Origin of the sequence: Proteus hauseri, assembly GCF_040139125.1 — a bacterium.
In the GTDB taxonomy this organism is placed as follows: Bacteria; Pseudomonadota; Gammaproteobacteria; order Enterobacterales; family Enterobacteriaceae; genus Proteus; species Proteus hauseri_B.
In genome coordinates, this window is record NZ_JBEEUB010000004.1 from 70,945 (window position 1) to 96,581 (window position 25,637).

Annotated in this window: 25 protein-coding genes and 2 pseudogenes; 14 read left to right on the plus strand and 13 right to left on the minus strand. The window is 37.8% G+C overall.

The window, feature by feature from the left end; translation table 11 throughout:
- Positions 1-16 precede the first annotated feature (16 nt).
- Positions 17-265 carry a YciN family protein gene (locus ABN099_RS08400; protein WP_349463208.1) on the plus strand — a complete coding sequence of 83 codons (249 nt, stop codon included), beginning with the start codon at positions 17-19 and terminating at the stop codon, positions 263-265.
- Between the two features lie 251 nt (positions 266-516).
- Here the strand turns inward: ABN099_RS08400 and sohB are convergent, their stop codons facing one another.
- Positions 517-1,563, minus strand: a complete 1,047-nt coding sequence (gene sohB, locus ABN099_RS08405) for a protease SohB (protein WP_349463209.1) — start codon at positions 1,561-1,563, stop codon at positions 517-519.
- Positions 1,564-1,764: 201 nt separating this feature from the next.
- Between sohB and ABN099_RS08410 the strand changes: the two genes are divergently transcribed.
- Together ABN099_RS08410 and cobO are read left to right on the plus strand one after the other, a co-directional pair.
- A complete protein-coding gene (locus ABN099_RS08410) occupies positions 1,765-2,526 on the plus strand; it encodes a YciK family oxidoreductase (protein WP_349463506.1) in 762 nt (253 codons plus the stop codon).
- 28 nt (positions 2,527-2,554) lie between these two features.
- Positions 2,555-3,145, plus strand: coding sequence for a cob(I)yrinic acid a,c-diamide adenosyltransferase (gene cobO / locus ABN099_RS08415; RefSeq protein ID WP_349463210.1), 591 nt, complete (start codon positions 2,555-2,557; stop codon positions 3,143-3,145).
- Between the two features lie 31 nt (positions 3,146-3,176).
- Here cobO and ABN099_RS08420 read toward each other — a convergent pair whose 3' ends face one another.
- From ABN099_RS08420 to rnm, 5 genes are all read right to left on the minus strand, one after another.
- Positions 3,177-4,124, minus strand: a complete 948-nt coding sequence (locus ABN099_RS08420) for a hypothetical protein (protein WP_349463211.1) — start codon at positions 4,122-4,124, stop codon at positions 3,177-3,179.
- 185 nt (positions 4,125-4,309) lie between these two features.
- Positions 4,310-5,236, minus strand: coding sequence for a 23S rRNA pseudouridine(2605) synthase RluB (gene rluB / locus ABN099_RS08425; RefSeq protein ID WP_349463212.1), 927 nt, complete (start codon positions 5,234-5,236; stop codon positions 4,310-4,312).
- A gap of 111 nt (positions 5,237-5,347) precedes the next feature.
- Positions 5,348-5,488: a hypothetical protein gene (locus ABN099_RS08430; RefSeq protein WP_349463214.1), complete on the minus strand. Its 141-nt coding sequence runs from the start codon at positions 5,486-5,488 to the stop codon at positions 5,348-5,350.
- Positions 5,489-5,610: 122 nt separating this feature from the next.
- Positions 5,611-6,231, minus strand: coding sequence for an L-threonylcarbamoyladenylate synthase (locus tag ABN099_RS08435; RefSeq protein ID WP_349463216.1), 621 nt, complete (start codon positions 6,229-6,231; stop codon positions 5,611-5,613).
- A 24-nt stretch (positions 6,232-6,255) separates the two neighbouring features.
- Entirely contained in the window at positions 6,256-7,116 is an 861-nt protein-coding gene (gene rnm, locus ABN099_RS08440) for an RNase RNM (protein WP_349463218.1), read from the minus strand.
- A gap of 321 nt (positions 7,117-7,437) precedes the next feature.
- Here rnm and ABN099_RS08445 point away from each other — a divergent pair, with 321 nt between their 5' ends.
- The 6 genes and pseudogenes from ABN099_RS08445 to ABN099_RS08470 all read left to right on the plus strand — a co-directional run bounded on the left by ABN099_RS08445 (position 7,438) and on the right by ABN099_RS08470 (position 14,609).
- Complete coding sequence (locus ABN099_RS08445) at positions 7,438-9,015, plus strand: anthranilate synthase component 1 (RefSeq protein WP_349463219.1); 1,578 nt, start codon at positions 7,438-7,440, stop codon at positions 9,013-9,015.
- Positions 9,015-10,608, plus strand: a pseudogene (gene trpD, locus ABN099_RS08450) (bifunctional anthranilate synthase glutamate amidotransferase component TrpG/anthranilate phosphoribosyltransferase TrpD). Before ABN099_RS08445 ends, trpD begins: the two are co-directional and overlap by 1 nt.
- A gap of 4 nt (positions 10,609-10,612) precedes the next feature.
- Positions 10,613-11,962, plus strand: coding sequence for a bifunctional indole-3-glycerol-phosphate synthase TrpC/phosphoribosylanthranilate isomerase TrpF (gene trpCF / locus ABN099_RS08455; RefSeq protein WP_349463220.1), 1,350 nt, complete (start codon positions 10,613-10,615; stop codon positions 11,960-11,962).
- Positions 11,963-12,007: 45 nt separating this feature from the next.
- Positions 12,008-13,198 (plus strand): tryptophan synthase subunit beta, encoded by a 1,191-nt coding sequence (gene trpB / locus ABN099_RS08460; RefSeq protein ID WP_349463221.1) that lies wholly within the window; start codon positions 12,008-12,010, stop codon positions 13,196-13,198.
- Complete coding sequence (gene trpA / locus ABN099_RS08465; protein WP_349463222.1) at positions 13,198-14,007, plus strand: tryptophan synthase subunit alpha; 810 nt, start codon at positions 13,198-13,200, stop codon at positions 14,005-14,007. Before trpB ends, trpA begins: the two co-directional genes overlap by 1 nt.
- A gap of 287 nt (positions 14,008-14,294) precedes the next feature.
- The gene (locus tag ABN099_RS08470; protein WP_349463224.1) at positions 14,295-14,609 is read left to right on the plus strand and encodes a BON domain-containing protein; all 315 of its coding nucleotides are present in this window, start codon (positions 14,295-14,297) and stop codon (positions 14,607-14,609) included.
- A gap of 683 nt (positions 14,610-15,292) precedes the next feature.
- On the opposite strand, the gene ompW is transcribed toward ABN099_RS08470, so the two are convergent.
- Positions 15,293-15,928 carry an outer membrane protein OmpW gene (ompW, locus tag ABN099_RS08475; protein ID WP_349463225.1) on the minus strand — a complete coding sequence of 212 codons (636 nt, stop codon included), beginning with the start codon at positions 15,926-15,928 and terminating at the stop codon, positions 15,293-15,295.
- A gap of 435 nt (positions 15,929-16,363) precedes the next feature.
- Here ompW and ABN099_RS08480 point away from each other — a divergent pair, with 435 nt between their 5' ends.
- Positions 16,364-17,134: a YciC family protein gene (locus tag ABN099_RS08480; protein ID WP_349463226.1), complete on the plus strand. Its 771-nt coding sequence runs from the start codon at positions 16,364-16,366 to the stop codon at positions 17,132-17,134.
- Between the two features lie 78 nt (positions 17,135-17,212).
- Here the strand turns inward: ABN099_RS08480 and ABN099_RS08485 are convergent, their stop codons facing one another.
- Entirely contained in the window at positions 17,213-19,039 is a 1,827-nt protein-coding gene (locus ABN099_RS08485) for a SulP family inorganic anion transporter (RefSeq protein ID WP_349463227.1), read from the minus strand.
- Positions 19,040-19,346: 307 nt separating this feature from the next.
- Between ABN099_RS08485 and ABN099_RS08490 the strand changes: the two are divergent.
- Together ABN099_RS08490 and yciA are read left to right on the plus strand one after the other, a co-directional pair.
- Positions 19,347-19,898, plus strand: a pseudogene (locus ABN099_RS08490) (septation protein A); the annotation flags it as partial.
- A gap of 163 nt (positions 19,899-20,061) precedes the next feature.
- On the plus strand, positions 20,062-20,493 hold the full coding sequence (gene yciA, locus ABN099_RS08495) for an acyl-CoA thioester hydrolase YciA (protein ID WP_064719800.1): 432 nt from the start codon (positions 20,062-20,064) through the stop codon (positions 20,491-20,493).
- Between the two features lie 175 nt (positions 20,494-20,668).
- Here yciA and tonB read toward each other — a convergent pair whose 3' ends face one another.
- Complete coding sequence (gene tonB, locus ABN099_RS08500) at positions 20,669-21,382, minus strand: TonB system transport protein TonB (RefSeq protein ID WP_349463228.1); 714 nt, start codon at positions 21,380-21,382, stop codon at positions 20,669-20,671.
- 116 nt (positions 21,383-21,498) lie between these two features.
- Positions 21,499-21,678 (minus strand): YciY family protein, encoded by a 180-nt coding sequence (locus tag ABN099_RS08505; protein WP_349463230.1) that lies wholly within the window; start codon positions 21,676-21,678, stop codon positions 21,499-21,501.
- 306 nt (positions 21,679-21,984) lie between these two features.
- Here ABN099_RS08505 and cls point away from each other — a divergent pair, with 306 nt between their 5' ends.
- Together cls and ABN099_RS08515 are read left to right on the plus strand one after the other, a co-directional pair.
- Positions 21,985-23,445: a cardiolipin synthase gene (cls, locus tag ABN099_RS08510; protein WP_349463231.1), complete on the plus strand. Its 1,461-nt coding sequence runs from the start codon at positions 21,985-21,987 to the stop codon at positions 23,443-23,445.
- 107 nt (positions 23,446-23,552) lie between these two features.
- Positions 23,553-23,882: an HI1450 family dsDNA-mimic protein gene (locus ABN099_RS08515; protein ID WP_432807499.1), complete on the plus strand. Its 330-nt coding sequence runs from the start codon at positions 23,553-23,555 to the stop codon at positions 23,880-23,882.
- Between the two features lie 145 nt (positions 23,883-24,027).
- On the opposite strand, the gene ABN099_RS08520 is transcribed toward ABN099_RS08515, so the two are convergent.
- From ABN099_RS08520 to ABN099_RS08530, 3 genes are all read right to left on the minus strand, one after another.
- Entirely contained in the window at positions 24,028-24,459 is a 432-nt protein-coding gene (locus ABN099_RS08520) for a carboxymuconolactone decarboxylase family protein (RefSeq protein ID WP_349463233.1), read from the minus strand.
- A 211-nt stretch (positions 24,460-24,670) separates the two neighbouring features.
- Positions 24,671-24,952: a hypothetical protein gene (locus tag ABN099_RS08525; protein WP_349463235.1), complete on the minus strand. Its 282-nt coding sequence runs from the start codon at positions 24,950-24,952 to the stop codon at positions 24,671-24,673.
- 163 nt (positions 24,953-25,115) lie between these two features.
- The gene (locus ABN099_RS08530; RefSeq protein ID WP_432807500.1) at positions 25,116-25,568 is read right to left on the minus strand and encodes a GNAT family N-acetyltransferase; all 453 of its coding nucleotides are present in this window, start codon (positions 25,566-25,568) and stop codon (positions 25,116-25,118) included.
- Positions 25,569-25,637 lie beyond the last annotated feature (69 nt).

The window sequence follows — 25,637 nt, forward strand, 5'->3', positions numbered from 1 at the left end:
CTAAGGAGCACAAATTATGCAAAATCAAACTACACCTATTACAACAGAGATGCTACTTGAAAAAGCGAATAAAATCATACGTGAGCATGAAGATTATATACAAGGAATGCGTGCTGATTCTGTTGAACAAAAAGGTAATGTACTCGTATTTAAAGGTGAGTTTTTTTTAGATGAGCAAGGTTTACCCACTGCCAAAAGCACCGCAGCATTTAATATGTTTAAACATTTAGCACATCTATTCTCAGACAAATACCATTTAGAATAAGGTATTTTTTAACATTTAGCTTTCCCATTACTATCACAATTAGAATGGTGAGCGAAATTGCGTCATTTAATTATTTTTATAGCGAATATATAAACATTAAATAATGTATGCATTGAATGTATTCTAAATTTGAATAATAAAGAGTGGGATTATCGTCGTTATAATTTCGCTAAAGAACCATTTACGATACTGGATAAGACACCACTTTCCAGTATCGTAAAATAACCGCTAAATTAAGATTGATACCGGCACTACAGCAGCGGTTTTTGACCTCGTTGTAACCAACGCATCATAAGTTTATCCACGCTTTCCATTGCACCACCCGTAATGCGCTCAACCATGCGTTTTTTCGTCACGAATTGAACAGCGAATACTTCATAGTCATTGATGCGATTAATTAGCCAGTCGTCACTCACACCAACTGCATCAATTAAACCTCGATTTAAGGCTTCTGAGCCATACCAGTATTCACCCGTTGCAACACTATCAATATCTAATTCTGGGCGATATTTGTGCACAAACGATTTAAACAACAGATGTGTTTCATTCAAATCTTGTTTAAATTTCTCACGTCCTTCATCGGTATTTTCACCCATCAAGGTGAGTGTACGTTTGTATTCACCTGCGGTATGCAATTCCACATCAATATCGTTTTTCTTCAGTAGACGATGAATGTTAGGAATTTGTGCAACCACACCGATAGAACCAATAATTGAGAATGGTGCCGCAACAATATGGTCTGCAACACAAGCCATCATATAACCACCACTTGCAGCAACTTTATCGACCACTGCGGTAAGTTTAATGCCTTTCTCTTTTAAACGAGTTAATTGAGCAGCAGCTAAACCATAACCATGGACCATTCCACCCGGGCTTTCAAGACGTAACAACACCTCATCTTCTGGTTGAGCTACAGATAAAATAGCGCTTATTTCTTCACGTAGTGCGCCCACTTCATGAGCGTCCATACTGCCATTAAAATCAAGCACATATAAACATGGTTTAACAACACCTTTTTTACCTTCTTTGGCATCGCTCTTACTCTGTTTATTCTCTTTTTTCTGCTGCTTTTTAAACGCCTTAGACCAAACTTTTAACTCAGCATCGTCCATTCTTGCTTGTTGCATAATTCGCTGTTTTTCTTGGTAAGCTTCACCAATATCAGTCACCTTTAACGTGCCTTTACGATTTTGCTTTTTATTACCAATAATGACAAAAAACAATACGATAGCGATGATAGCAACCACCACAGTGACAATTTCTGCTAAAAATAGCCCATATTGCAAAATATACTCCACAAAGACCTCTTTTTAAGGTTAATCAAACTCATTGAAACATAATATGCCCTAGTTTAACGAAATTCTGCTTTAGCGCCACCAGCGAAAGGAAAATTCTGTTAAATACCTTAATGTACTAAGAATAAAACCAGCAGAAACTGGTCGTTAAGTGAATAAGGCGTTACACTTTATTAACTTTCTACCAAACAGGATCCCTCTATGTTGCAATATCAACCTACTCATGCCGTATTAAAAGATAAAATTATTCTTGTTACTGGTGCTGGTGATGGTATCGGCAAAGAAGCCGCGCTAACTTATGCTCGTTATGGGGCGACATTAATCTTGTTAGGTCGCACTTTATCTAAGCTTGAAGACGTACAAACACAAATTACAGCCTCTGGTGGGCAAAAACCGCTGCTGTACTCATTAGATTTACTCACTGCCACAGAGCAAGATTATCAACAGTTCGCTAAGACCATTGAGAAGCAATTTACTCATCTTGATGGTGTATTACAAAATGCAGGATTGTTAGGTGTTGTTGAGCCTATCATCAATCAGCCTAGCACGCTTTGGCATGATGTGATGCAAGTCAATGTTAATGCGACTTTTATGCTGACGAAAGCGCTTATTCCATTAATGTTAAAAGCCCCTCATGCCAGCTTGATTTTGACAAGTTCTAGTGTTGGTCGCCAAGGGCGTTATGGTTGGGGTGCTTATTCTGTTTCTAAATTCGCAACAGAAGGCTTTATGCAAGTGTTAAATGAAGAGTATATCAATAGTACTCTGCGCATTAACTGCATTAATCCTGGTGGCACTCGCACAGGTATGCGAGCAAGCGCTTTCCCTGAAGAAAATGCACAAAAGTTAAAGACACCTAAAGATATTATGCCGTTATATCTTTATCTAATGAGTGATGACAGCATCAATGTACGTGGTCAATCTTTAGATGCACAACCCGGCAGAAAAGCAGGTCCCGCAGAGTAATCGATAAAATATCCTTTAAGGTAAAACTATGAATGAAGCACAACACCAACAACGCCAGCAACGTTTAAAACAGAGAGTAGATGCCAGAATTGAACAAGCTCAACGTGAGCAAGGTATCTTTATGATTTTTACAGGAAATGGCAAAGGTAAAACAACCGCAGCAATGGGCACAGCAACTCGCGCTGTCGGTCACCAAAAAAAGGTGGGTGTTGTGCAGTTTATTAAAGGAACGTGGGAAAATGGTGAACGCAATCTTTTAGAGCAAGCGGGTGTCCCTTTTTATGTAATGGAAACAGGATTTACATGGGAAACGCAAGATAGAACTGCAGATACACAAGCCTGTTTAAATACATGGCAACATGCACTTAAGCTGCTTAATTCTCCACAATACGATTTAGTTATTTTGGATGAAATCACTTATATGATCACCCTTAATTATTTACCACTTGAAGACGTTATCAACGCGATAACGTCTCGCCCTGCTCATCAAAATATAATTATTACAGGTAGAGCTTGCCATAGAATGTTGATTGAATTGGCAGATACAGTGACAGAAATGCGCCCAGTTAAACACGCATTTGATAGCGGTATTAAGGCTCAAAAAGGAATCGATTGGTAACCTACCATTATAATAACAAATTAATACTCTCTTAAATGATGATTGGTTCGCCTAAAATACCCGCACCAAATAGTCGACCATTGTTTTTAATAAATTCAAAATAAGCATCTCTATCTACAAAAATATCATTTTGTAATTGTTGATTGTAAATTATTGCCATTCTTACTAAATATTTATGATATTCATCATAAAACATCTGCTTTTCATTAGGATCTCTGGATGCTAGATATTTTTCCATTATTTCATAAATACTATTTGCTTCTTTTGCTAATTTTTCATTACGAAATTGAATATTATGTTCTAGCGGAACTAAATTATCTGTTCGTGTGTTCAGTTTATCTATCCAATTAAACTTATCCATTGCTAAATGTTCAGTTGAAAAGTCACGTTCAGAATAAAAGTGAATACCGTAGGGGTATCTAGCGATATATTGAAAAAAATCATCTTTTGAAAAGCATTTAGTCAATACATTTACTTTTTCATTACTTTCCCAGTCAGGTAAATAAGTAGGTAATGATTCATCTAATGGAATATCACAATTGAATATATTATTATCAATGAAAAGAGAATCTGAACTATTAATAGCTCCACTAACAAGCATACCGTTAATCCATACCGTTCGCTCATCTATATGGAGGTTCTCAGGTGCATCTTCTTGTTTAAAAACCGTGGTGAAACTATAATATATATCTCTATTTGGATTAATTATCCCGCCTCGGTTACCAGGATAAATCATAAACTCACTCTGTTGACCATGGCTATCAACTAACAGATGTTGTCCATTATTAAGTTTAATTTTTTTGACTTCACCTTTACCCATCACAAAATAAGCATTATCAACTTTAAACTCCAAAGGTTCTAATCGATTATTACTGATGTAAAAAACACCATTCTGCTTTTCTCTTTTTGCAGGGTTATCGCATCCCACGATCAGAGAAGCTATATATAGCACTGTTGTTAAATAAAAATAACGATACATATTATTTTGAATACCTTATCGTTAAATATAAAATTATTAATATGTCTGCCGTAATAATGTAAGTATCATAGATATATTTATAATAAAAAGAAAGTCATCAAAAAAAGAAGTCCTCATAAAAATATGAGGACTTCTCTATTAATAATGAAATTTTAAATTAAAAAAATAAATAATTATTCGTTTTATTAATTTTTATTTCCTGCTGATTGACGACGACTTGATACTCTTTTTGCAGGCGATGTTGCAGATGTACGAGTAGACATTTTAGTATGACGTTTCACTGCGCGACGAATTTGATTCGCTTTGAGTCGGCGCTGATCTTTCTCAACGGCAACTTTAGTGATGGTCTCATCGTTAAGCTCAACAAGTTGGCGCAAATAGTTAATTTGATCCAGCCCTAATTCAACCCAACCACCACGTGGTAATCCTTTTGGTAAATCAATATCACCATAGCGAACACGAATAAGGCGACTAACTTGTACACCTACCGCTTCCCACATACGGCGAACCTCTCGGTTACGACCTTCTGTAAGCGCAACGTTATACCATTGATTGATCCCTTCGCCGCCACGGTAAGAAACAGTGCGGAATGAAGCAGGACCATCTTCCAATTGTACGCCTCGAGTTAATTGACGAATTTTAGCATCATCAATTTCACCAAAAACACGTACCGCATATTCACGTTCAACTTCACGGCTAGGGTGCATTAAACGGTTTGCTAACTCACCATCAGTTGTAAATAACAATAATCCGCTGGTATTTACATCAAGACGACCCACTGCAATCCAGCGAGCACTGTTAAGACGAGGAAGACGTTGGAAAACAGTAGGACGACCTTGTGGATCACTGCGAGTACACAATTCACCTTCAGGTTTGTAATAAGCAAGCACACGACAAACATCTTTTTGTGCTTCGCGAATATTTAAAACACGGCCATCTAAACGGATTTTGGCTGTAGTGGTGACATCAATACGATCACCTAATTTCGCTTTTGTACCATCAATGCTAATCCGTCCTTCTTGAAGGTAACCTTCAATTTCACGGCGAGAGCCGTGACCAGATCGAGCAAGGATTTTTTGTAATTTTTCAGTCTGTTGCGATTTATCGCTCATGGAACAACCTCATGTGTCGCCTTCACAGGCGTCATAAAATAAAATTAATTTTTTTAAATCAATTAAGTAAAAAACAACCTGTTTTTATAAAATGTTTTAACAAACACAGATCTATTGATTCAGGGGTGAACGATGCTGATAACAGAGATAAATATCAACATCGCTGACAAAAATAGTGCCAACAAAAGTCGCCTTTAACCGCTTAAATGCGCCTACTTTACCGTTAATTGCCATAACTGAGTTTAAAGGCATATACCGTGACTTTTGTCGCAATGTATAAATTTAACACAAGCAGCAGCTAGCTTCACGTTTTATATCTTTATCACGCGATAAAAAATCGTTCGCCACAAGAATACTGACTTGCTATTTAATACTTATTGAAAAGGAGTTATATCACCAGTACCTTCTCGAACAATCACAGGGCTATCTTCAGTTAAATCAATAACGGTTGTTGGTTTTTGCCCTAAATAACCACCATGGATCACTAAATCGACCTGTTTACTCAGTAAGTCGTTGATCTCTTCAGGATCAGATTCTGCAAAATCATTACCCGGTAAAATCAGCGTGGTTGACATTAATGGCTCACCGATTACTGCCAATAACGCTAATGCAATAGGGTTAGAAGGAACACGCAAACCTATTGTTTTACGCTTCTCATTCATTAAACGCTTAGGTACATCTTTGGTCGCTTTTAGAATAAAGGTGTAATTTCCCGGTGTATTATTTTTAATTAACCGAAAAACGACATTATCCACATAGGCATAGTTCGCTATCTCAGATAAATCACGACACATTAAGGTAAAGTTGTGGTTTTTATCTAATTGACGAATACGGCAGATCCTCGTCATTGCATCTTTGTTATCTAAACAACAGCCAATGGCATAACCAGAATCTGTTGGGTAAATCACCACGCCGCCTTTGCGTAAAATATCAGCACTTTGTTCAATTAAACGAGCCTGCGGATTATCAGGGTGAATATAAAAAAGTTGGCTCATACATCCCTCAACGACTTTCTGATGTTACTCCTGCCATAGCGTCCAAACAGGTTCGACGCCACCGGGTAACCATAAATTACGCCCTAATTCTATCCACGAACAAGGACGATGAAAATCAGAACCTAACGACGCTTTTAGCTCAAAAGATTGTGCCAATGCACCGTGTTGTTCTCGTTCTTGTGGTGGCTGTTGGCATTGTGCCACTTCGATAGCATCGCCACCTTGTTGTTTAAAATAAAGCGTTAAACGCTTTAACCACTTAGAAGATAGTCCATATCGACCAGGATGTGCTAACACGGCAACACCACCAGCAGCATGAATTGCCGTGACAGCGTCACCAATAGAGCACCATTGCGGCGGAACATAACCTGTTTTGCCTTTTGCTAAGTAGCGTTTAAATACTTTATTAACAGAGTCTACATGTCCCGCGTTAACTAAAAAGCGAGCAAAGTGCCCTCTGGTAACTTGCCCGTCTTGTGCCAATGCTTTAGCACCTTCCCAAGCGTCTGGAATGCCGGCTTTTGTCAAACGTTCGCCTATCATTTTGGCACGTTCTTCTCGGCATTGGCTTTGTGAAGCAAGACAGCTTTTTATGTCATCATGCTCAATATTAATATTAAGCCCCACAATATGGATTTCTATATTCTCCCACAAAGTCGATATTTCGACACCTGATATCAGGGTAAGAGGCAGATTTTTTTCTGCAATATGACGAGTTGCTGGTTCAATTGCCGCTGTTGTATCGTGATCGGTTATCGCTAACACATTAATTTGACGTTCTACTGCTCTTTCAACTAGCTCTTCAGGTGAAAGTTCGCCATCTGATGCGGTAGTGTGGCTGTGTAAATCATATATCACTCGTAAATCAGATAGCCGTTCTGTCATTGGTTCTCCTTTTATAACCGCTAACAACACAATAATTTTTAAAGAGTATGCCACAAAGTACTTGACGAACCCAACGCAATCCAGTTTACTAGTACGCAATACGAGCTAGTTCGTTAATTGCTATTTATGATTATCTTTAAGGAGATCTTATGAACACCTATCAACATCTTATCGCTCTTTGGTGGCGCAATCCTATGTTATGGGCGGTTTGATCTCCTGCTTAGAGTCAGTGATATCTATAACCCGCCTAGGCGGGTTTTTTTATGCGCCAAAACAAGCACTGAAAGCCACAAATAAAGACCATAAAATAGAGCGATAATAATGAATACATTACAGACATTCTCATTTAAAACGAAGGCAATGCCTTTACCTTATCACAGCGAACCTGCTTTAATTTTCAATACATTATGTGAGGATCGTGACCATACATTGCTGTTAGAATCTGCACAAATAGAGACTAAAGCTAACTTAAAAAGTTTATTAATCGTTGATAGTGCATTACGTATTAGCGCATTAAAAAATCAAGTCACTATTGATGCATTAACGGCTAACGGACAAGCACTATTACCTGCGATAAAAATCGCACTAAAAGAACAGGCAACGCTAACATCAGAATCGGCTCAACAGTGTATTTTTACTTTTTCAGCGGCAAAACAAGATATTGATGAAGAGAGCAAACTTAAATCAGCTAGCGTATTTGATGCTCTGCGTTTCTTCTTAGGTAATTCCAACGCTAAAGATGCTCACTTTGTCTTTATTGGTGGCCTATTTGCCTATGATTTAGTGTGTGGATTTGAACCTATTGCTGATTTAGACAGCGTTTTTTCTTGCCCAGACTACTGTTTTTATTTAGCAGAGCAGTTAATCGTTATCGACCATCAAAACCGTGATAGTCAGTTAGTCTCCATTACATTTACTGATGATAAAGCAGAGAACCAACGCATTCATTCACGCCAACAGCAGCTTATTGAACAGACAAAACAGCCGTTAAAATCGCCTATTCCACGTACCTTATCAGCGGAGGAAGCGGTGGTACGCGGCAATATGACCGATGATGGTTATGGTGACATTGTTGAAGCGATGAAAACCTACATTCGTCGCGGCGATATTTTCCAAGTTGTCCCTTCTCGCCGTTTTCAAGTCGCTTGCCCTTCACCGCTGGTGGCTTACCAAATGTTAAAGGCAAAAAATCCAAGCCCTTATCTATTTTATATGCAAGACCCACTATTTACGGTTTTTGGTGCTTCTCCTGAAAGCGCATTGAAATACCAAGCGATAGATCGCCAAATTGAAATCTATCCAATTGCAGGTACTCGCCCAAGAGGTCGTAATCCTGATGGTTCAATTAACCAAGATTTAGATAGCCGAATTGAACTGGAAATGCGTACTGACACTAAAGAGCTTTCAGAACACTTAATGCTCGTTGATTTGGCTCGTAATGATTTAGCGCGAATTTGCCAAGCCGGTAGTCGTTATGTTGCTGAATTAACTAAGGTTGATCGCTACGCTTTTGTGATGCATCTGGTATCGCGCGTTGTCGGTAAATTACGTGATGACTTAGATATTTTTCATGCTTATCAGGCATGTATGAATATGGGAACCCTTTCGGGCGCACCAAAAGTGAGTGCCATGCAGTTAATTGCCCATTATGAAAAAACGAAGCGTGGTAGTTACGGTGGCGCGATTGGTTATTTTACTGGCGCTGGAGATTTCGACACTTGCATAGTTATTCGTTCAGCCTATGTCGAAAATAATATTGCGACCATTCAAGTTGGTGCTGGAATTGTGCTCGATTCCGATCCAAAAATGGAAGCAGAAGAGACGAGAAATAAATCACAAGCCGTTATTAATGCCATTTTACAAGCACACACCGTAGTTCAAACAGAGGAGGCTTGCTAATGGCGACGATTTTACTGCTCGATAATATCGACTCATTTACTTATAACCTAGTTGATCAATTACGCAGCCATCATCATCAAGTGGTGATTTATCGCAATAGCGTAAGCGCTGACTTTATTGAACAAAAACTGAGTGAATTAACTGATCCTATTTTATTGCTATCACCAGGACCTGGAGCACCATCACAAGCAGGATGTATGCCTGAATTATTACAACGTGTATTAGGTACCTTACCTGTTATTGGAATTTGTTTAGGTCATCAGGCAATTATTGAAGCTTATGGCGGCAAAGTTTCCTCTTGTGGCGAAATTTTACATGGCAAAGCGACGTTAGCTCAGCATGATGCCAATGCAATGTTCGATAAATTACCTAATCCGTTACCAGTAGCCCGTTATCATTCACTTTCAGGCGAACAAGTACCAGAAGAACTGATTATTAATGCGTGGTGCGATAACACCGTTATGGCGGTGCGTCACCGTCAACATAAAACCTGTGGTTTTCAGTTTCACCCTGAATCAATTTTAACCACAAAAGGCGCACAACTATTAGAACAAACTATCGCATGGGTACTTACTCCTAAAGGAGACGCATAAAATGGATACTATCTTCAATAAATTATTTAGCGCACAACAATTAACGTTGGAAGAGAGCCAAACTCTGTTTAGCGCCATTATTCGCGGTGAATTAACCGAATCGCAATTAGCGGCAGTATTGATTAGTATGAAAATGCGAGGAGAACATCCTCAAGAGATAGCGGGTGCCGCTCGGGCTTTACTCGACAATGCACTGCCTTTTCCACGCCCTGATTATACGTTTTGCGATATTGTTGGTACTGGCGGTGATGGCGCGAACAGCATTAATATCTCAACAGCGAGCGCCTTTGTTGCTGCTGAAATGGGGCTCAAAGTAGCAAAACATGGTAATCGCAGCGTATCAAGCCGATCGGGTTCTTCTGATTTATTAGCGGCATTTGGTATTGCACTTGATAACAGCGCAGATGATGCTCGTCGACTACTCGATGATATTAATGTCTGTTTCTTATTTGCACCGCAATATCATAGTGGTTTTCGCTTTGCGGCATCCGTTCGCCAGCAACTTAAAACTCGCACACTCTTTAATGTGTTAGGGCCGTTGATTAATCCAGCTCGTCCACCATTGGCTCTGATTGGCGTTTATAGCCCAGATTTATTATTACCGATTGCCGACACCCTTAAAGTATTGGGTTATGAGCGCGCAGCCGTCGTACATAGTGGTGGCATGGATGAAGTTTCATTACATGCCCCAACACAAGTCGCAGAACTCCATAATGGTAAAATTACACGTTATGAATTAACACCAAGTGATTTTGGTCTACGCCCTTGTGCAATGTCTGATCTTGAAGGTGGAGAGCCAGAAGTAAATCGTCAGTTACTGGCAGATTTATTACAAGGTCAAGGTAAACGCGCACATACTGAATCTGTTGCCGCCAATGTGGCGTTATTAATGCGTTTACATGGTCAGGAAGATTTAAAAATAAATACCGAAATTGCCATGCACACCATTTACAGTGGTAAAGCAATTAACCGTGTTAATGCACTCGCAGCAAGAGGATAAACCAATGACTGTATTAAATGCCATTGTTCAAGATAAAGCGCAATATTTGATTGAACGTAAAGCGGCTCAACCACTAACGACGTTTCAGCATAAAATAACACCATCAACACGTTCGTTTTATCGGGCTTTAACGCAAGAGAAAACAGTATTTATTTTAGAGTGTAAAAAGGCATCGCCATCAAAAGGATTAATTCGTGCTGATTTTGATCCGGCAAAAATTGCCAAAGTTTATCAGCCTTATGCTGCAGCTATTTCGGTTCTAACCGATGAAAAATATTTCCAAGGTAGTTTTGATTACTTACAACAAGTGAGTAATGCGGTACATCAGCCTGTATTGTGCAAAGATTTTATTATTGATGAATACCAGATCTATCTCGCGCGCTTTTATCAAGCTGATGCCATTTTATTAATGTTGTCAGTATTAAATGATGATGAATATCGTGCCCTTGCAGCGGTTGCTCACCAATTAAATATGGGTGTATTAACCGAAGTCAGTACAGAAGAAGAACGTCAACGCGCAATAAATCTTAATGCCAAAGTGGTTGGTATTAATAACCGTGATTTACGTGACCTCTCTATTGATTTAGCACGTACACAACGACTAAGCCAAGGTTTAGCTAAAGAGACCATTATTATCAGCGAATCGGGTATTCATACCCGCCAACAAGTTAAACAGCTCAGCCAATATGCTAATGGTTTTTTAGTGGGAAGTGCGCTGATGTCGCAAGAGAATATCGACCAAGCAGTAAGAGCTCTTATTCTGGGAAAGCATAAAGTGTGCGGTTTAACCCGTACACAAGATATTAAAGCCGTTTATCAAGTGGGAGCTTATTATGCTGGGCTTATTTTTGCTGAAAAATCACCACGTAAAGTGACATTGTCACAAGCGCAAGCATTGATTACGCAAGCTCCCATGAACTATGTCGGTGTTTTTCAAAATCAACCGATAGCACTTATTTGTCAATATGCAGCGAGTTTAGGTTTATCTGCAATACAGTTACATGGGCAGGAAAATACACAATTTGTTGAGCAATTACGTCAACAACTTGATCCAAACTGTGAAATCTGGCAAGCAATAAATATGACTAAACAAGACGATATACACCCCATTGTCTCTGTCGATAAATATGTTCTGGATAATGGCGCGGGTGGCACAGGAAAAGCCTTTGATTGGCAACATATTCCTAATGCATTACGTGAAAAAGCATTACTTGCAGGAGGTCTTAACAGTGAAAACTGTTTAAGTGCGGTTAAAACAGGTTGTATCGGACTTGATTTTAACTCAGGCGTCGAATCTGCGCCGGGCATAAAAGATGCTCAACTGCTAGCTCAAGTATTTAATCAATTACATTAAGATAAATTGTCACAAAGATAAAATTTTAAACAGGATGACAGCATAATGAGAAAACTTAACCCCTACTTTGGCGAATTTGGTGGCCAATATGTACCCGAAATCTTAATTCCAGCACTGGATCAACTTGAACAAGCTTTTATTGATGCCCAAAGTGACCCTTCATTTCAGCAGGAGTTTCAAGATTTATTAAAAAATTACGCCGGTAGACCAACCGCACTCACGCTTTGCCGTAACCTGACTGAAGGCACTCGTACACGTTTATATTTAAAACGTGAAGACCTACTGCATGGCGGTGCTCATAAAACTAACCAAGTATTAGGGCAAGCGCTGTTAGCTCGACGTATGGGTAAAACAGAAATCATCGCAGAAACAGGTGCTGGTCAACATGGTGTAGCAACTGCTTTAGCTTGTGCGCTGTTAAATATGAAATGCCGTATTTATATGGGCGCAAAAGATGTTGAGCGCCAATCACCTAACGTATTTCGTATGCGTTTAATGGGGGCTGAAGTTATCCCTGTTCATAGTGGTTCTTCTACCTTAAAAGATGCCTGTAATGAGGCGTTACGTGACTGGTCTGGTTGTTACGACCGCGCGCACTACTTATTAGGTACCGCAGCGGGTCCTCACCCTTATCCAACAATTGTGCGTGAATTCCAGCGAATGATTGGTGATGAAGCAAAAGCACAAATTTTAGCAAGAGAAGGTCGTTTGCCGGATGCTGTTATTGCCTGTATTGGTGGTGGCTCAAATGCAATTGGTCTATTTGCTTCGTTTATTCCTGAAACCTCAGTGCAATTAATTGGCGTAGAGCCAGCTGGTAAAGGGATTGAAACCGGTGAACATGGCGCACCGTTAAAACACGGTAAACTTGGCATCTATTTCGGTATGAAATCACCTATTATGCAAACCGATGAAGGTCAAATTGAAGAGTCTTACTCTATTTCAGCCGGATTGGATTTTCCCTCTGTCGGTCCTCAGCACGCACATTTAAATAGCATTGGTCGCGCTGATTATGTTTCTGTAACTGATGATGAAGCCATTGATGCATTTAAAGCACTTTCTCGTCGTGAAGGCATTATTCCAGCATTAGAATCATCACATGCACTTGCCTATGCATTGAAATTAATTGCACAAAATCCAGATAAAGAACAATTACTGATTGTGAATTTATCAGGGCGTGGCGATAAAGATATTTTTACTGTAAATGATATTTTGGCAGCACGAGGAGAAATCTAATGAACCGTTATCAATTGTGCTTTAATGCACTAAAAGAAAAAAACCAAGGTGCATTTGTTCCCTTTGTAACATTAGGTGACCCAACGCCCGAACTTTCATTACAGATAATTGAGGCATTAATTGCGGGTGGTGCTGACGCATTAGAAATTGGTATTCCATTCTCAGATCCTTTAGCAGATGGTCCGACAATTCAAGGTGCCAATTTACGTGCATTAAATGCCAATGTCACACCAACCGCTTGCTTTGCACTATTAGCTCAAGTTCGTGAAAAACATCCTAATATTCCTATTGGGCTACTGGTCTATGCCAATTTAGTGTTTAGTAATGGTATTGATAATTTTTATGCTAAATGCCAACAAGCAGGTGTTGATTCGGTGTTAATTGGTGATGTGCCACTGCGTGAATCGCAAGAGTTCCGAGAGGCAGCACAACGCAATAATATCGCCCCTATTTTTATCTGCCCACCAAATGCAGATGAAGAGCTGCTAAAAGAGTTAGCAACATCGGGTAAAGCCTACACTTATTTACTTTCTCGTGCTGGCGTAACAGGTACAGATAAACGAGCAGAACAACCATTAGCGCATTTAACAGAAAAACTAAAAACCTATAGTGCGCCACCCGCACTACAAGGATTTGGGATTTCTGAGCCAAATCAAGTTAAAGAGGCGATAGCCAATGGCACAGCTGGGGCTATTTCAGGTTCTGCTGTTGTGCAAATTATTGAGAAAAATCTTCATCAACCAGAAATTATGCTAAAAAACTTAACTCAATTTGTAAAAGAGATGAAAGCGGCGACACGCGCGGCATAATCGCGCAATAATTTTATGCAAAAAATCCGCTTTAGAAGAAGATACCCTTCTTTTTCTGAGCGGATTATTCTCAATTTCTGTTTTAAGCACTTATCCTCCCTCCTGCTTATTTTAATAACAACTTATTGATCTAGCGTGATATTGCTATCTCTCATTTTCCTAAACAGAAAAACATTATTTTTAGTAAAAATTTGGCAATATTCTATTTTTTGCACATACTTTACACAGAGCTTTATCTTTGCTTTTCTTAAATAACCCACCACATCGTAGTAATAGGGAGTTTAATTATGAAACTATGGGCAAAAATTTCTGCTGTATTTGCAGCAATGGTGATGGCACTCGCTTTATCTGCATGTTCTCCGACACCAACCTCAGAAGGCACTGGTGGATACTTTGATGACTCGGTAATTACCACCAAAGTAAAAACCGCACTTATTGGTGAAAAAAATCTGAACTCAACACAAATTAGTGTTGAAACCTTTAAAGGCAAAGTTCAACTCAGTGGTTTTGTCTCTTCTCAAGCAGATGCTAATAAAGCAATAGAAGCCACACGTAAAGTTTCCGGTGTTAAAGGCGTAATTAACTCTATGGTTATTCGCTAATCTTTCTTTTCTGTTTTTTCTTTTTCCTTTATTTTTCACTAAGACCACTTCGGTGGTCTTTTTTATCTCGCCATAACCTAACTTTTACTCGCTAAAACCCCAATTTAGGCAACAAATCAATTTCTGTAAAAAAACCAATTTTGATAAAAACAACTGCTTTTTATTCCAAGATAAATTAAGAGCAAAAAAAGAGCAAAACACAAATTTAACTAATCATTTTGCGAGTAAAAAAACATCTGCTTATTTAGTAGAAATAATCTAATCATGTTTTACTGCTACTTTATTTTTTATTGTTTGCTTTAGCACTCACCCTTCACTTTGCGATATTTAACTTTATCAACATTAGATAAAGATGCATTTAAAATACACCTAATCAATGGTAGTATTTACAACTATTAGCTTCTAATTTTAATAAATATTATTCACCGAATTTATTGGTTTAATAGAGTCAAAAATAATAAAGTGCATTTAAAATACAATTTAAATATAAACTAAAAATATTAGTCCCATATAAGATAAATCTTACACTATAAAATGTATGTTTTTCTTTATTACTATTAATAGGTGTATTAAATATAAAAAGTCACTATTCAGTTTAGATTTTTTTAGAAAATTGAGATATAAAAAAAGCGAAGACAGTCTTCGCTTTTTCATTATTTGATATTCTTTTAAAGAAAGAATAATTAGAAACGGTAACCAACACCGAACATAAATACAAATGGGTCTATACGAGTACTGATTGATTGTCTATCGTCACCCGCTTTGAATTTAACATCAGTTTCGATATTCATCCACCAAACTGAAGCATTCAGCATCCAGTTTTTATCTAGGTTATAATCTAAACCAGCTTGTGCTGCAAAGCCCCATGAATCCTTAAGATCTAAGTCAGAAAGGCCAGCACCTTTACCTGCTGAATTGAATTTTTCATCAAAGAAGGTGGTAAAGTTAAGACCCGCACCTAAATAAGGGCGTAATTTATCTTCGCCATTACCGAAATAGTATTGTGCCATTAATGTTGGTGGTAAATGTTTAATAGTAGCAATTTCACCAAAGTTTGTTAATGAAACCTTGTGTTCAAAAGGCGTAGCTGCTAATAACTCAACACCAAAATTATCAGTAATCATATACCCAAAGGTTAAACCTAATTGAGTATTATTGTTAGCTTCAAAATGACCAATATCTAATACATTATCAGAACCTGCATTAGGACGAACTGTTGCAGTACCCGCACGGAATAAAAAATCCCCTGCTTGGTGTGCAAAAGAAATAGAAGGCGCAAGAGTTGCAGCCGCTAAAATAAGCGCAGAAAGCTTTTTCATTATTTAACCCATTCCTGTAATAAGTAAAATCTCCGCTAAAATATAACCATTAATCATAAATTATGATCTAATGCCGATCACAACTTTGGAATTATTTTTGCAGAAAATGTTATTTCGTTATTTATTATTTATGAAGCCGATTATTTATAATTGATCCACATCAAATTACCTGTTAATACCATTTTTTCTTATAAATTAATTTATTATTCCTGCTAATTTTTGAATAAAAAACATCCTAAAAAGATATTTGAATAAATAAAGTTATTAATGTGTTAATTTTATGTTTTATTTAATTTAGGTAATGAATATTACCTTAAAGAAAGTAAATGGCTTTATGTTTGAATTGTACTGGCAAGATAAAATATCCCTTTTTGTTGTATGAAAAGGTACAATAGCGCAAATTGACTTAGTCTATCTTTAATAGGAGCCGTTTTCATGCCTACCACGGCAAGCACAATCTACCGGGACAGCCTTAATTTTTATAAGAATGAACTACGTAGCCTTGTCATACTTTCCGCCTTTCTGGCGGCTATTTTAGCGGTAATTACTTCATTAGTGGGACCAAATACCCAAGAATACCAATTGATGATCGACTTTATTGCCGATTTTCAAAAAACAAAATTAGCCAGTGCTTCACCTGCTGAATTAGAAGCAATGAGCAACAGTGTCGTAGGCGTTGCTAAAAAAGTATTGGTGCTATATTCATTTGAAACACTACTACAAAGCATATTGGTTCTTACACTGCTTATTTTTGTTATGGGGTTATCTTCGGGTCATAACCCTACTATCAGCCAATCATTTAGCTCAGGGCTGCCACGCTTACCTAAGATGTTTTTATTAGTTGTGCTTTGCTCAATTCTTATTAGCGCTGGTTTTATGGTAATGATTATACCAGGCATTATTCTGCTAATTGGTTTTGCGATGGCACCGGTTATTTTGATCCGCCAAAATAGCATCGGTAATGCGATTCGATTAGGGTGGAAAATAGGCTTTAGTGAATCAAGATTGCTAATCCCTGCGTTAGGGATTTGGATCTTGCTGCAATTTGGTATTGGTTTTCTTACTAACATCACCCTGCAGCTACCCGATTTTGTGCACAATTTCTTATACTACCTATTAAAAAATATGGCGTCTGCTTGGGTTATTATTTATCTTTTCCGTTTATTTATGTTGGTTAACGACAAATATATGGCTAACACACATTAAAAAAATATCCCGTGATAGGCATTTACTTATCACGGGATTATTGTGTATTTCAACTCATAACAACATTACATATCTATTTTAACCAGTCCCTTTAGGCACCGATAAATTATCTTGTGTCGATAAGGCATCTTCCACTGTAGGCTCTGTAGAGTGCTCTTTTTCTGCATTATACTGTTGTGCTTGTAATGCTTCCTTTTGTTTCTCTTTAATTTGTAAGCGACTCTGATAAAGCCGAATAACAAAATAGAGATCCGGTGCAATAATTAAGTCGTCTTCATTAGAAGACATTTTATTTCGCTCAAGCCAACGATTTAATTCTGTTCTACGCCCCGCTAAAACTAATTTAACGCCTTTTATTTTAAGCTCACGTATTAGCTCATCAATGGCGGCAAACACGCTTACATCGTCATAGGTGAAGCTTACCGCTGCATCAACAGCAAGCCATGCTGGTCTCTGTGGCGCGCTATCAACTAATTGCAATACTCGTTTTTTAAAATAAGCCACATTAAAATACGTTAAAGGTGAATTAAAACGATACATCATTAAGCCATCTATCGGCACTATGTCATTATCTTTATTCATTGAATGAACCATTCCCTGTTCATCAACGCCTAATAATTGATCACTAGGGCGAAATACAATACGCAGAAATTGCAATAATCCGAGTAAAACCGCAAATCCAATACCGTTAATTAACCCAGCTAACAACACCGCTAATAAAGTAAACGATGCCAACGTAAAGGCTTGACGATTACGTTTACGATAAGACCAAATATGACGAATACTGAGTAATGACCAAGAAGAAACAATAAGTACCACGCCTAATGAAGAAAGCGGAATATAAGCAAGAAAGTCGGTCATAAATAACAGTACTAATAGGATCACTAGCGCTGCAATAATCGAAACTAACTGCGTTTTACCACCAACAGAATCATTAACCGCAGTACGACTACTTGCCGCACTTACAGCAAAACCTTGTGAAAGCGCAGCAGCAATATTGGCAATACCTAATGCTTTTAGTTCTTGGTCTGCATCAACTTCATAGCCGTTTTTACTCGCAAAGCTTCTTGCTGTCATCATAAAACTGACAAAGCTAATTACAGCAAGGTTAATAGAAGGCACCATCAATTCACGCAATAAACCGGGATGAAATGTACTCATTGAAACCACAGGTAAAAACATCGCAACATTACCTGCATCTTTATTGACGATAGCAATACCATAATTAACTAAATCAAACTGCCAACTTAAATAAGTCATTACAACCATTGCAATTAAAGGCGCAGGCCAACGGCTACGAAAATGACGGATCCCAAGTAACAATGCCAAGGTGACTGTTGACATTAACAGTGTCTGCCAATGTGCATCCATCAGCCTAAACGGCACTTCAATTAATTTTTCTATTAAGTATTCAGGAGAGGTATCAAAACCAAAAACTTTACTGATTTGACCAACCATAATAGTGATAGCAACACCATTTAATAGGCCTTGTAAAATGGGACGAGAGAGGAAATCGGTAAACGCACCTAAACGGAAATGGCTTGCGAGAATACACCAAAAACCCGTCATTGCCGTCATTATAATGGCAAGTTGCCAGCGCGTGTTTTCATCTCCCGCTGATAACGGAATGACGACCGCCGCAATAACAGCACAAGTAGCGGCATCGGGTCCTGTAATTAATTGTCGTGATGTACCAAAAAGTGCATATATAATCATTGGTAAAATACAAGCGTACAATCCAACTATCGCATTGATACCTAATAGTTCGGTGTAAGCAATAGCAACAGGTAATGCAACGGCAGCAACAGAAAGCCCAGCTTTAAGATCATAACCAAAATAAGCACGCTTATAATTAAACAGTAAGCCTAATCCTGGCATCCATTTTATTATTCTTTTCCCGTTCATTGATTTCCTCTTATCAGAAATACGTTCTTACTTATGCATTCATCAGGCTGTGCCACTAAAATTGATGAATTATTGAATCATATACTAGAGTGATGTTTAAATCTCCTATCATTAACATGGCTTGATTATTGACTTTCCATAAATGCAATTACATTTATTTTTCATTTAGTTATTTGTCATAAAAGCGACTATTATTATATAAATTAGCGCTATGACATTAAAGATATGCAATTGTTTACCCATTCATGTCGCTTTGCATTAGAATAGCGTTGTTTCCGAATTTAATTACAATAGGTTCCCATCAGTTATGAAAAACGGCTGGCTTAAGCAACTACTTGATTTTGCTCCACTTTTAGTGTTTTTTGTGTTTTATAAATGGCAAGATATATTCTATGCTTCTGGTGCATTAATTGTAGCAACATGGATTTCAGTCGTTCTAACATGGCTTATTTTCCGTAAAGTTGAAAAAGCACCACTGATTACTGCGGTCGTTGTTACTATTTTTGGTTCATTAACTATCGCCTTCCATTCTGCTGATTTTATTAAATGGAAAGTGACCGCTATTTATGCCATTTTTGCGGCAGTATTAGTAGGGATGCAACTCTTTACACCAAAAACATTAATAGAAAGAATGTTAGGTAAAGAGTTAAAAATGCCAGCCGCAAACTGGAAGAAACTCAATATTGCGTGGGTTATTTTCTTTGTTACCTGTGCATTAGGTAATATTTATGTGGCTTTTTCACTCTCTTTAGAGACTTGGGTTAACTTTAAAGTCTTTGGCTTAAGTATTTTAACCTTTATATTTACTATCGTGAGTGTGGTTTATATCTGGAATAATCGTTTACCAGAACCAGAAGAAGAGCCAGAAAATAGCACAGAACAGAACGCATCAGATGAAAACCTAGCTCAAGCAGCCAAACCTCTTCATCATGATGCAGATATAAAATCTAAATAATACAACTTATTCTTGGGAGATCTTATTAAGATCTCCTTGGTTTTAACACTTATAGATATCATTTCCCATGACTGAACAACAATCTCTTCCTAATGGTGAGCTCGTTTTACGTACCCTTGCCATGCCTGCAGATACTAATGCCAACGGTGATATTTTTGGTGGCTGGTTAATGTCTCAAATGGACATTGGTGGCGCTATTTTGGCAAAAGAAATTGCATTAGGTCGTGTCGTTACTGTTAGCGTAACAGGCATTACCTTTCTAAAACCTGTCGCTGTTGGCGATGTTGTGTGTTGTTATGCACGCTGCTTAAAAACAGGTAACTCATCTATTACAGTCAATATTGAAGTATGGGTGAAAAAAGTTGCCACAGAACCTGTAGGTCAACGTTATCGTGCCACAGAAGCTGTTTTTACTTATGTTGCTGTTGATGAAAATAACGCGGCTCGTCGCTTACCTGAAGGCAAAGCCCAGTTTACGTTAACAAGTACCATGGAATAAGCGTTAAACCGTTTTAGCAAAATCCGCCAAACGAGAGAACTAAGCTACAACAACCAACGCGATAAAAACTAAAGCTAAAAAAGGCACTTTATAAAGTGCCTTTATTTATATAAACGATGTGTGCTATCTCTATAAGTGACTAATGCTAATAGCTTATCGCGCTTTCTCTTTTACACTAACCACTGGTTGATATACCCGTTAGTTTAAAATCGATAACCAGTACTTTTCCTTTATAAGCAATTTTTTCATAACGCCACTGACGCATAGCTCTTTTAATATCTCTTTCAAACACATTTTTGGGATCAGCAGAAATAATTTCTACATTTTCCACTCGCCCATCAGCATCAACATCAAAACGTACTTTAACGGAACCTTCAATACCTACAGCTCTTGCTCTTGGTGGATATTCAGGTAAACCTTGTCGAACAGCATTAGGTGCTCTACCTTCACCACTACTTGCCGTTGCAACGGGTTTATCTTCGCCTTTATCACTTGGTTTGGCTGTTGGATTCAGATTCTTTTGATCATTCCCTTTATTCAACACCAATTGTGGACGTTCAACTGGTGGCTTAGGTTTTTCCACTGGTTTCGGTTTTGGCTTCGGTTTGGGTTCTGGTTTTTTCTCTATTGGTTTTTCAATAATAGGCTTTACATCAGGAATTGGCTCTGGTTCTGGCTCTGGTTCAATCACAGGCTCGGGTTCCGGTGGTGTTACCTCTTCAACCACAGGATCAGGCTCGCCAGCAGGCTCATCTGCTGCAAATGCCAACATCTGTATGGATATCGGTTCCGGTTTTGCCGGTTCTTCTTCCACAACATACAAAACGGCAGCCGCAACTAATGAGGCGTGCAAACATAGTGATATGAATACCCAAAGCTTCCAACGCATAACTTGTCTTATTTCACCTAAAGAAAAAATAATGCCTACAGTTTAAATGCAAATAGCAATCATATTCAATAACGTTTATCAAAATGATTGACATAAACAGTTAAAAAAGGAAATTATTAGCTCCACTCAGCGAGTTGCACAAACAAAAGTGCTCTATGTTTTTTAGAAGTATCAAGCTTACGTAGTTGATAAATGCGTAAATTACGACGCGATTGCCCTTCTAACCAACGACGACGCTTACGTATTGCTTGTCTCATCATTCGCCAACGTGCAACTTCGTTCCTGCTATGTCTCATGCTTTCAACACCTACTTTTTCAAATAAGTGATGTATTATAGGACGTTCATTTTGTGATCCAAGGGGGTAATTGTTTTTTGTACTAAATTTATTCATTCTTTGCGCATTTCTCACAAAGAAAAAATAAACAAAGAGTTGTATCGTTCTACTAATTTAATGCTTATCTCTCAAGAAACAGATTTGACAGCGATAATAATCCTGATTTAATAGCAACATTGTACAAATAACAGCGATAATGAACTGTTTTTTATTAAATTGCCTCTAGCCTGTCCATGTGGTTTTTTTTCAACGGAAAATAGCTCTACTATGACAACATTTTATACTGTATTAAGCTGGCTAACATTTTTCTTTTACTGGCTACTCATTGCCGGGGTCACTTTTCGTGTCCTGATGCGTAGACGCCCTGTCGCCTCAACCATGGCTTGGCTACTTATTATTTATATTCTACCTTTAGTGGGTGTTATCGCCTATTTTGCTTTTGGTGAATTACACCTTGGTAAACGCCGAGTTGAACATGCCAGACAAATGTGGCCCTCTGTTGTTGCTTGGCTTGAAGAGTTAAAAAAATATAAACATATTTTTGCCAAACACCATAGTGATGTTGCATCTCCACTTTTTCAATTAACGACAAAACGTCAAGGTATTGAGGGTGTAAAAGGCAATAAAATACAGCTTCTCACCACTTGTGAAGACTCATTGAATGCCATCACACGAGATATTGATAACGCTCGTGATAATATTGAAATGGTCTTTTATATTTGGCAACCTGGTGGATTAGTTGAAGAAGTGACAGACGCCTTAATTCGAGCGGCTAAACGCGGTGTAAAATGCCGGATTATGGTTGACTCAGCGGGAAGCTGGAACTTCTTTCGGACCAAAGGCCCTGAAAAAATGCGTGCCGCTGGTATTGAATTTATCGAATCACTTCACGTTAATTTATTCCGTTTCTTCTTACGCCGAATGGATTTACGCCAACACCGTAAAATTGTACTTATTGACAACTATGTTTCCTATACAGGAAGTATGAATATGGTTGATCCTCGCTATTTTAAACAAGATGCGGGGGTAGGTCAGTGGATTGATATTATGGTGCGAATGGAAGGTCCCGTTTCTACCACATTAGGTATTATCTATGCCTTTGATTGGGAAATGGAAACAGGTGAACGTCATTTACCACCACCACCTGACGACAATATTATGCCTTTTGAAAGCGAAAGTGGTCACACAACTCAAGTTATCGCTTCAGGACCTGGTTTTCCCGATGAATTAATTCAACAATCATTAATTACTGCTATTTATTCAGCAAGAAAAGAATTGGTACTCACCACACCTTATTTTGTGCCAAGTGATGATCTTGCTCATGCTATTTCTACTGCCGCCATGCGCGGTGTTGATGTCACCATTATTGTGCCGCGTTGTAATGACTCATTTCTCGTTCGCTGGGCGAGTCGAGCATTTTTTACTGAGATGCTTGAATCCGGTGTGAAAATATTTATGTTTGAAGACGGATTGCTGCATACAAAAAGTGTGATGGTAGATGGTCAATTAAGCATGGTAGGTTCAGTCAATCTTGATATGCGTAGCTTATGGCTCAACTTTGAGATAACTGTAGTGATTGATGATGAAGGCTTTGGTAGCGATTTAAGCATTGTACAATATGATTATATTGCACGTTCTACTGAATTAACGCTTGAGGAGTGGGAAAAACGCCCATTTTTCAATCGCGTTTTAGAACGCATCTGTTACTTCTTTAGCCCACTGTTATAACCAGAAATGTTATACTCAGTAAAGCGATAAAAAAGTAACGTATAAGTTTGGCTAAAATAGCAAAATACGCTATAAACAACGCGACAATTTTAGAAACAATAACAGGCATTACCATGAATGAACCAACATTGATCAGTGAAGATGAAGCCCTTGAACAAGCCTATGATCTATTTTTAGCACAAGCGGCTGATAATTTAGATGTTGCAGACCAACTCCTTTTTAACCTGCAATTTGAAGAACGAGGCGCTGCTGAAGTGGTTCCATTAGGTAATGACTGGCAGTTTATTGTTGGACTTCCGATAACATCAGCACGTTTTAGTGAAGTGATTATTGGTCTTGCTCCAGATAACGATGCCGATATCGATGATATTTTTGGTCGAGTCTTAATTAGCCGCGATCCGTTACAACCTATGTTTCATATTATCTGGAAGTCATAGCATTATTTTTATTTTCGCCAGCCTTCTATTTTTATTTGGCTGGCGATTTTAATTTTAGGCAACCAATCTTATCTTTATCTTAATTCGCTGTTCTGCAATCACTATCACATAGCTATCTTAACGTGATTTTCTACGCCTGATATCATTATTGGCGCAAGCTTACTGCAATACGATTAAATGCATTCATTAAGCCGATAGCAACGGTTAAATCGCTCATTTCAGCATCCGTAAAATGTGCTTTAACTTGTCGATAAATAGCATCATCGGTAGTTACTGCTGAAAGATGAGTCACAGCTTCAGTCCAAATTAAAGCGGCACGTTCTCTTGGTGAAAAACGTTCGCTAACTTGCCAACCATTAAGGGCATCCAATTTATTTTGCGCCACATCGTGTTTACGTAATGAAGTACTGTGCATTTCAAGACAAAAAGCGCAACCGTTAATCTGCGATATTCTTAAATATACTAATTCAATAAGCGGCAACTCTAACGAGCTACCTTCTAGTGCAGTTTTGCATTTTATTAAACCAGAATAGGCTTCTGCACTGAGTTTTGGATATGACAAACGTAATTGTGACATTTTCTACTCCATAATAAATAACGAAGACTCAACAAGAACTGGACATAAATACAGTAAAAATAATATTCCATTAGCGCCTTATCATTTATCAATTTTGTGGTATTGCAAAAAATAGCCACATCTTAAAAATGGCTAAAATCACTTAACCTCATAGTATAAAAACAAAAAAAAGCGCCTAAATGCGCTTTTATGTAGCCAAATAAAATAGAAATCATTCAAAACAGTGCGACGAATGTGCAATAGTTAAAAACATCATTCCCTCTTTTGTTAATTCAGCTTCTTTTCTCTTGGCGGGAGATGTCACCATATTATCTATTTCTGTTGATGAGAATTTTTTCTCAGCGTCATTATAAAAACAGATACACTGCTCTTTAGTTACTTTACTATAAACACTCAATGCATCCATACAATATGCAATGACTCTATCCTCTTGTGATTCAGAACAAGCAGTAATAAAAAATAAAGATAAGATAGCTGCAAATTTTTTTATCATCGTAATCCACCTTAATTTTAGAATTATTTTTAGTGTGGAAGAAATCACCCTGCCATTTACTTACACAATATGTTGTTATTAACTAAAATTATTTCATTAAACGAGAGGGATTATTACGACATAAATCAAATTACATTGTGAGATTAATCTATAATAGTTATTTTCAGTACTTATACTTATCTCTATTTAACTTTAAATGTAACAATGGATATGGATTTCCCTGTCCATCCAATTCAGAACGCCCTATTTGATCAAATCCCATATAATAATAAAAACCGACGGCTTGTGGATTTTGTTCATTGACATCTAATTCATCAATATTTAGTTTTTCGACAGCAAATTTTAATAGCTGCTTTCCACATCCTTGACCTCTTGAAACAGCAGCAACAAATAACATTTCCAATCTATTTTCAGCCGTACCTAATACACCACCAATAACCTTATTTTTATCCATAGCAACGTACAGAGTAAGCATCGGTAAATATTGCGATAAGATATCTGCTTTTAGCGATTGAATAATTTCTTGCGTTAAAAAGTGATGTGTCGCCCTCACTGATGATTCCCATACCTCCATTATCTCATCATAATGTGAAGGGTTGGCTTTTATTATTGTCAACATAATGACTCCTTAAAAACTGTTATATTAAATTGAGATTAACAACAGTCAATAATAAATTAAAAAGGC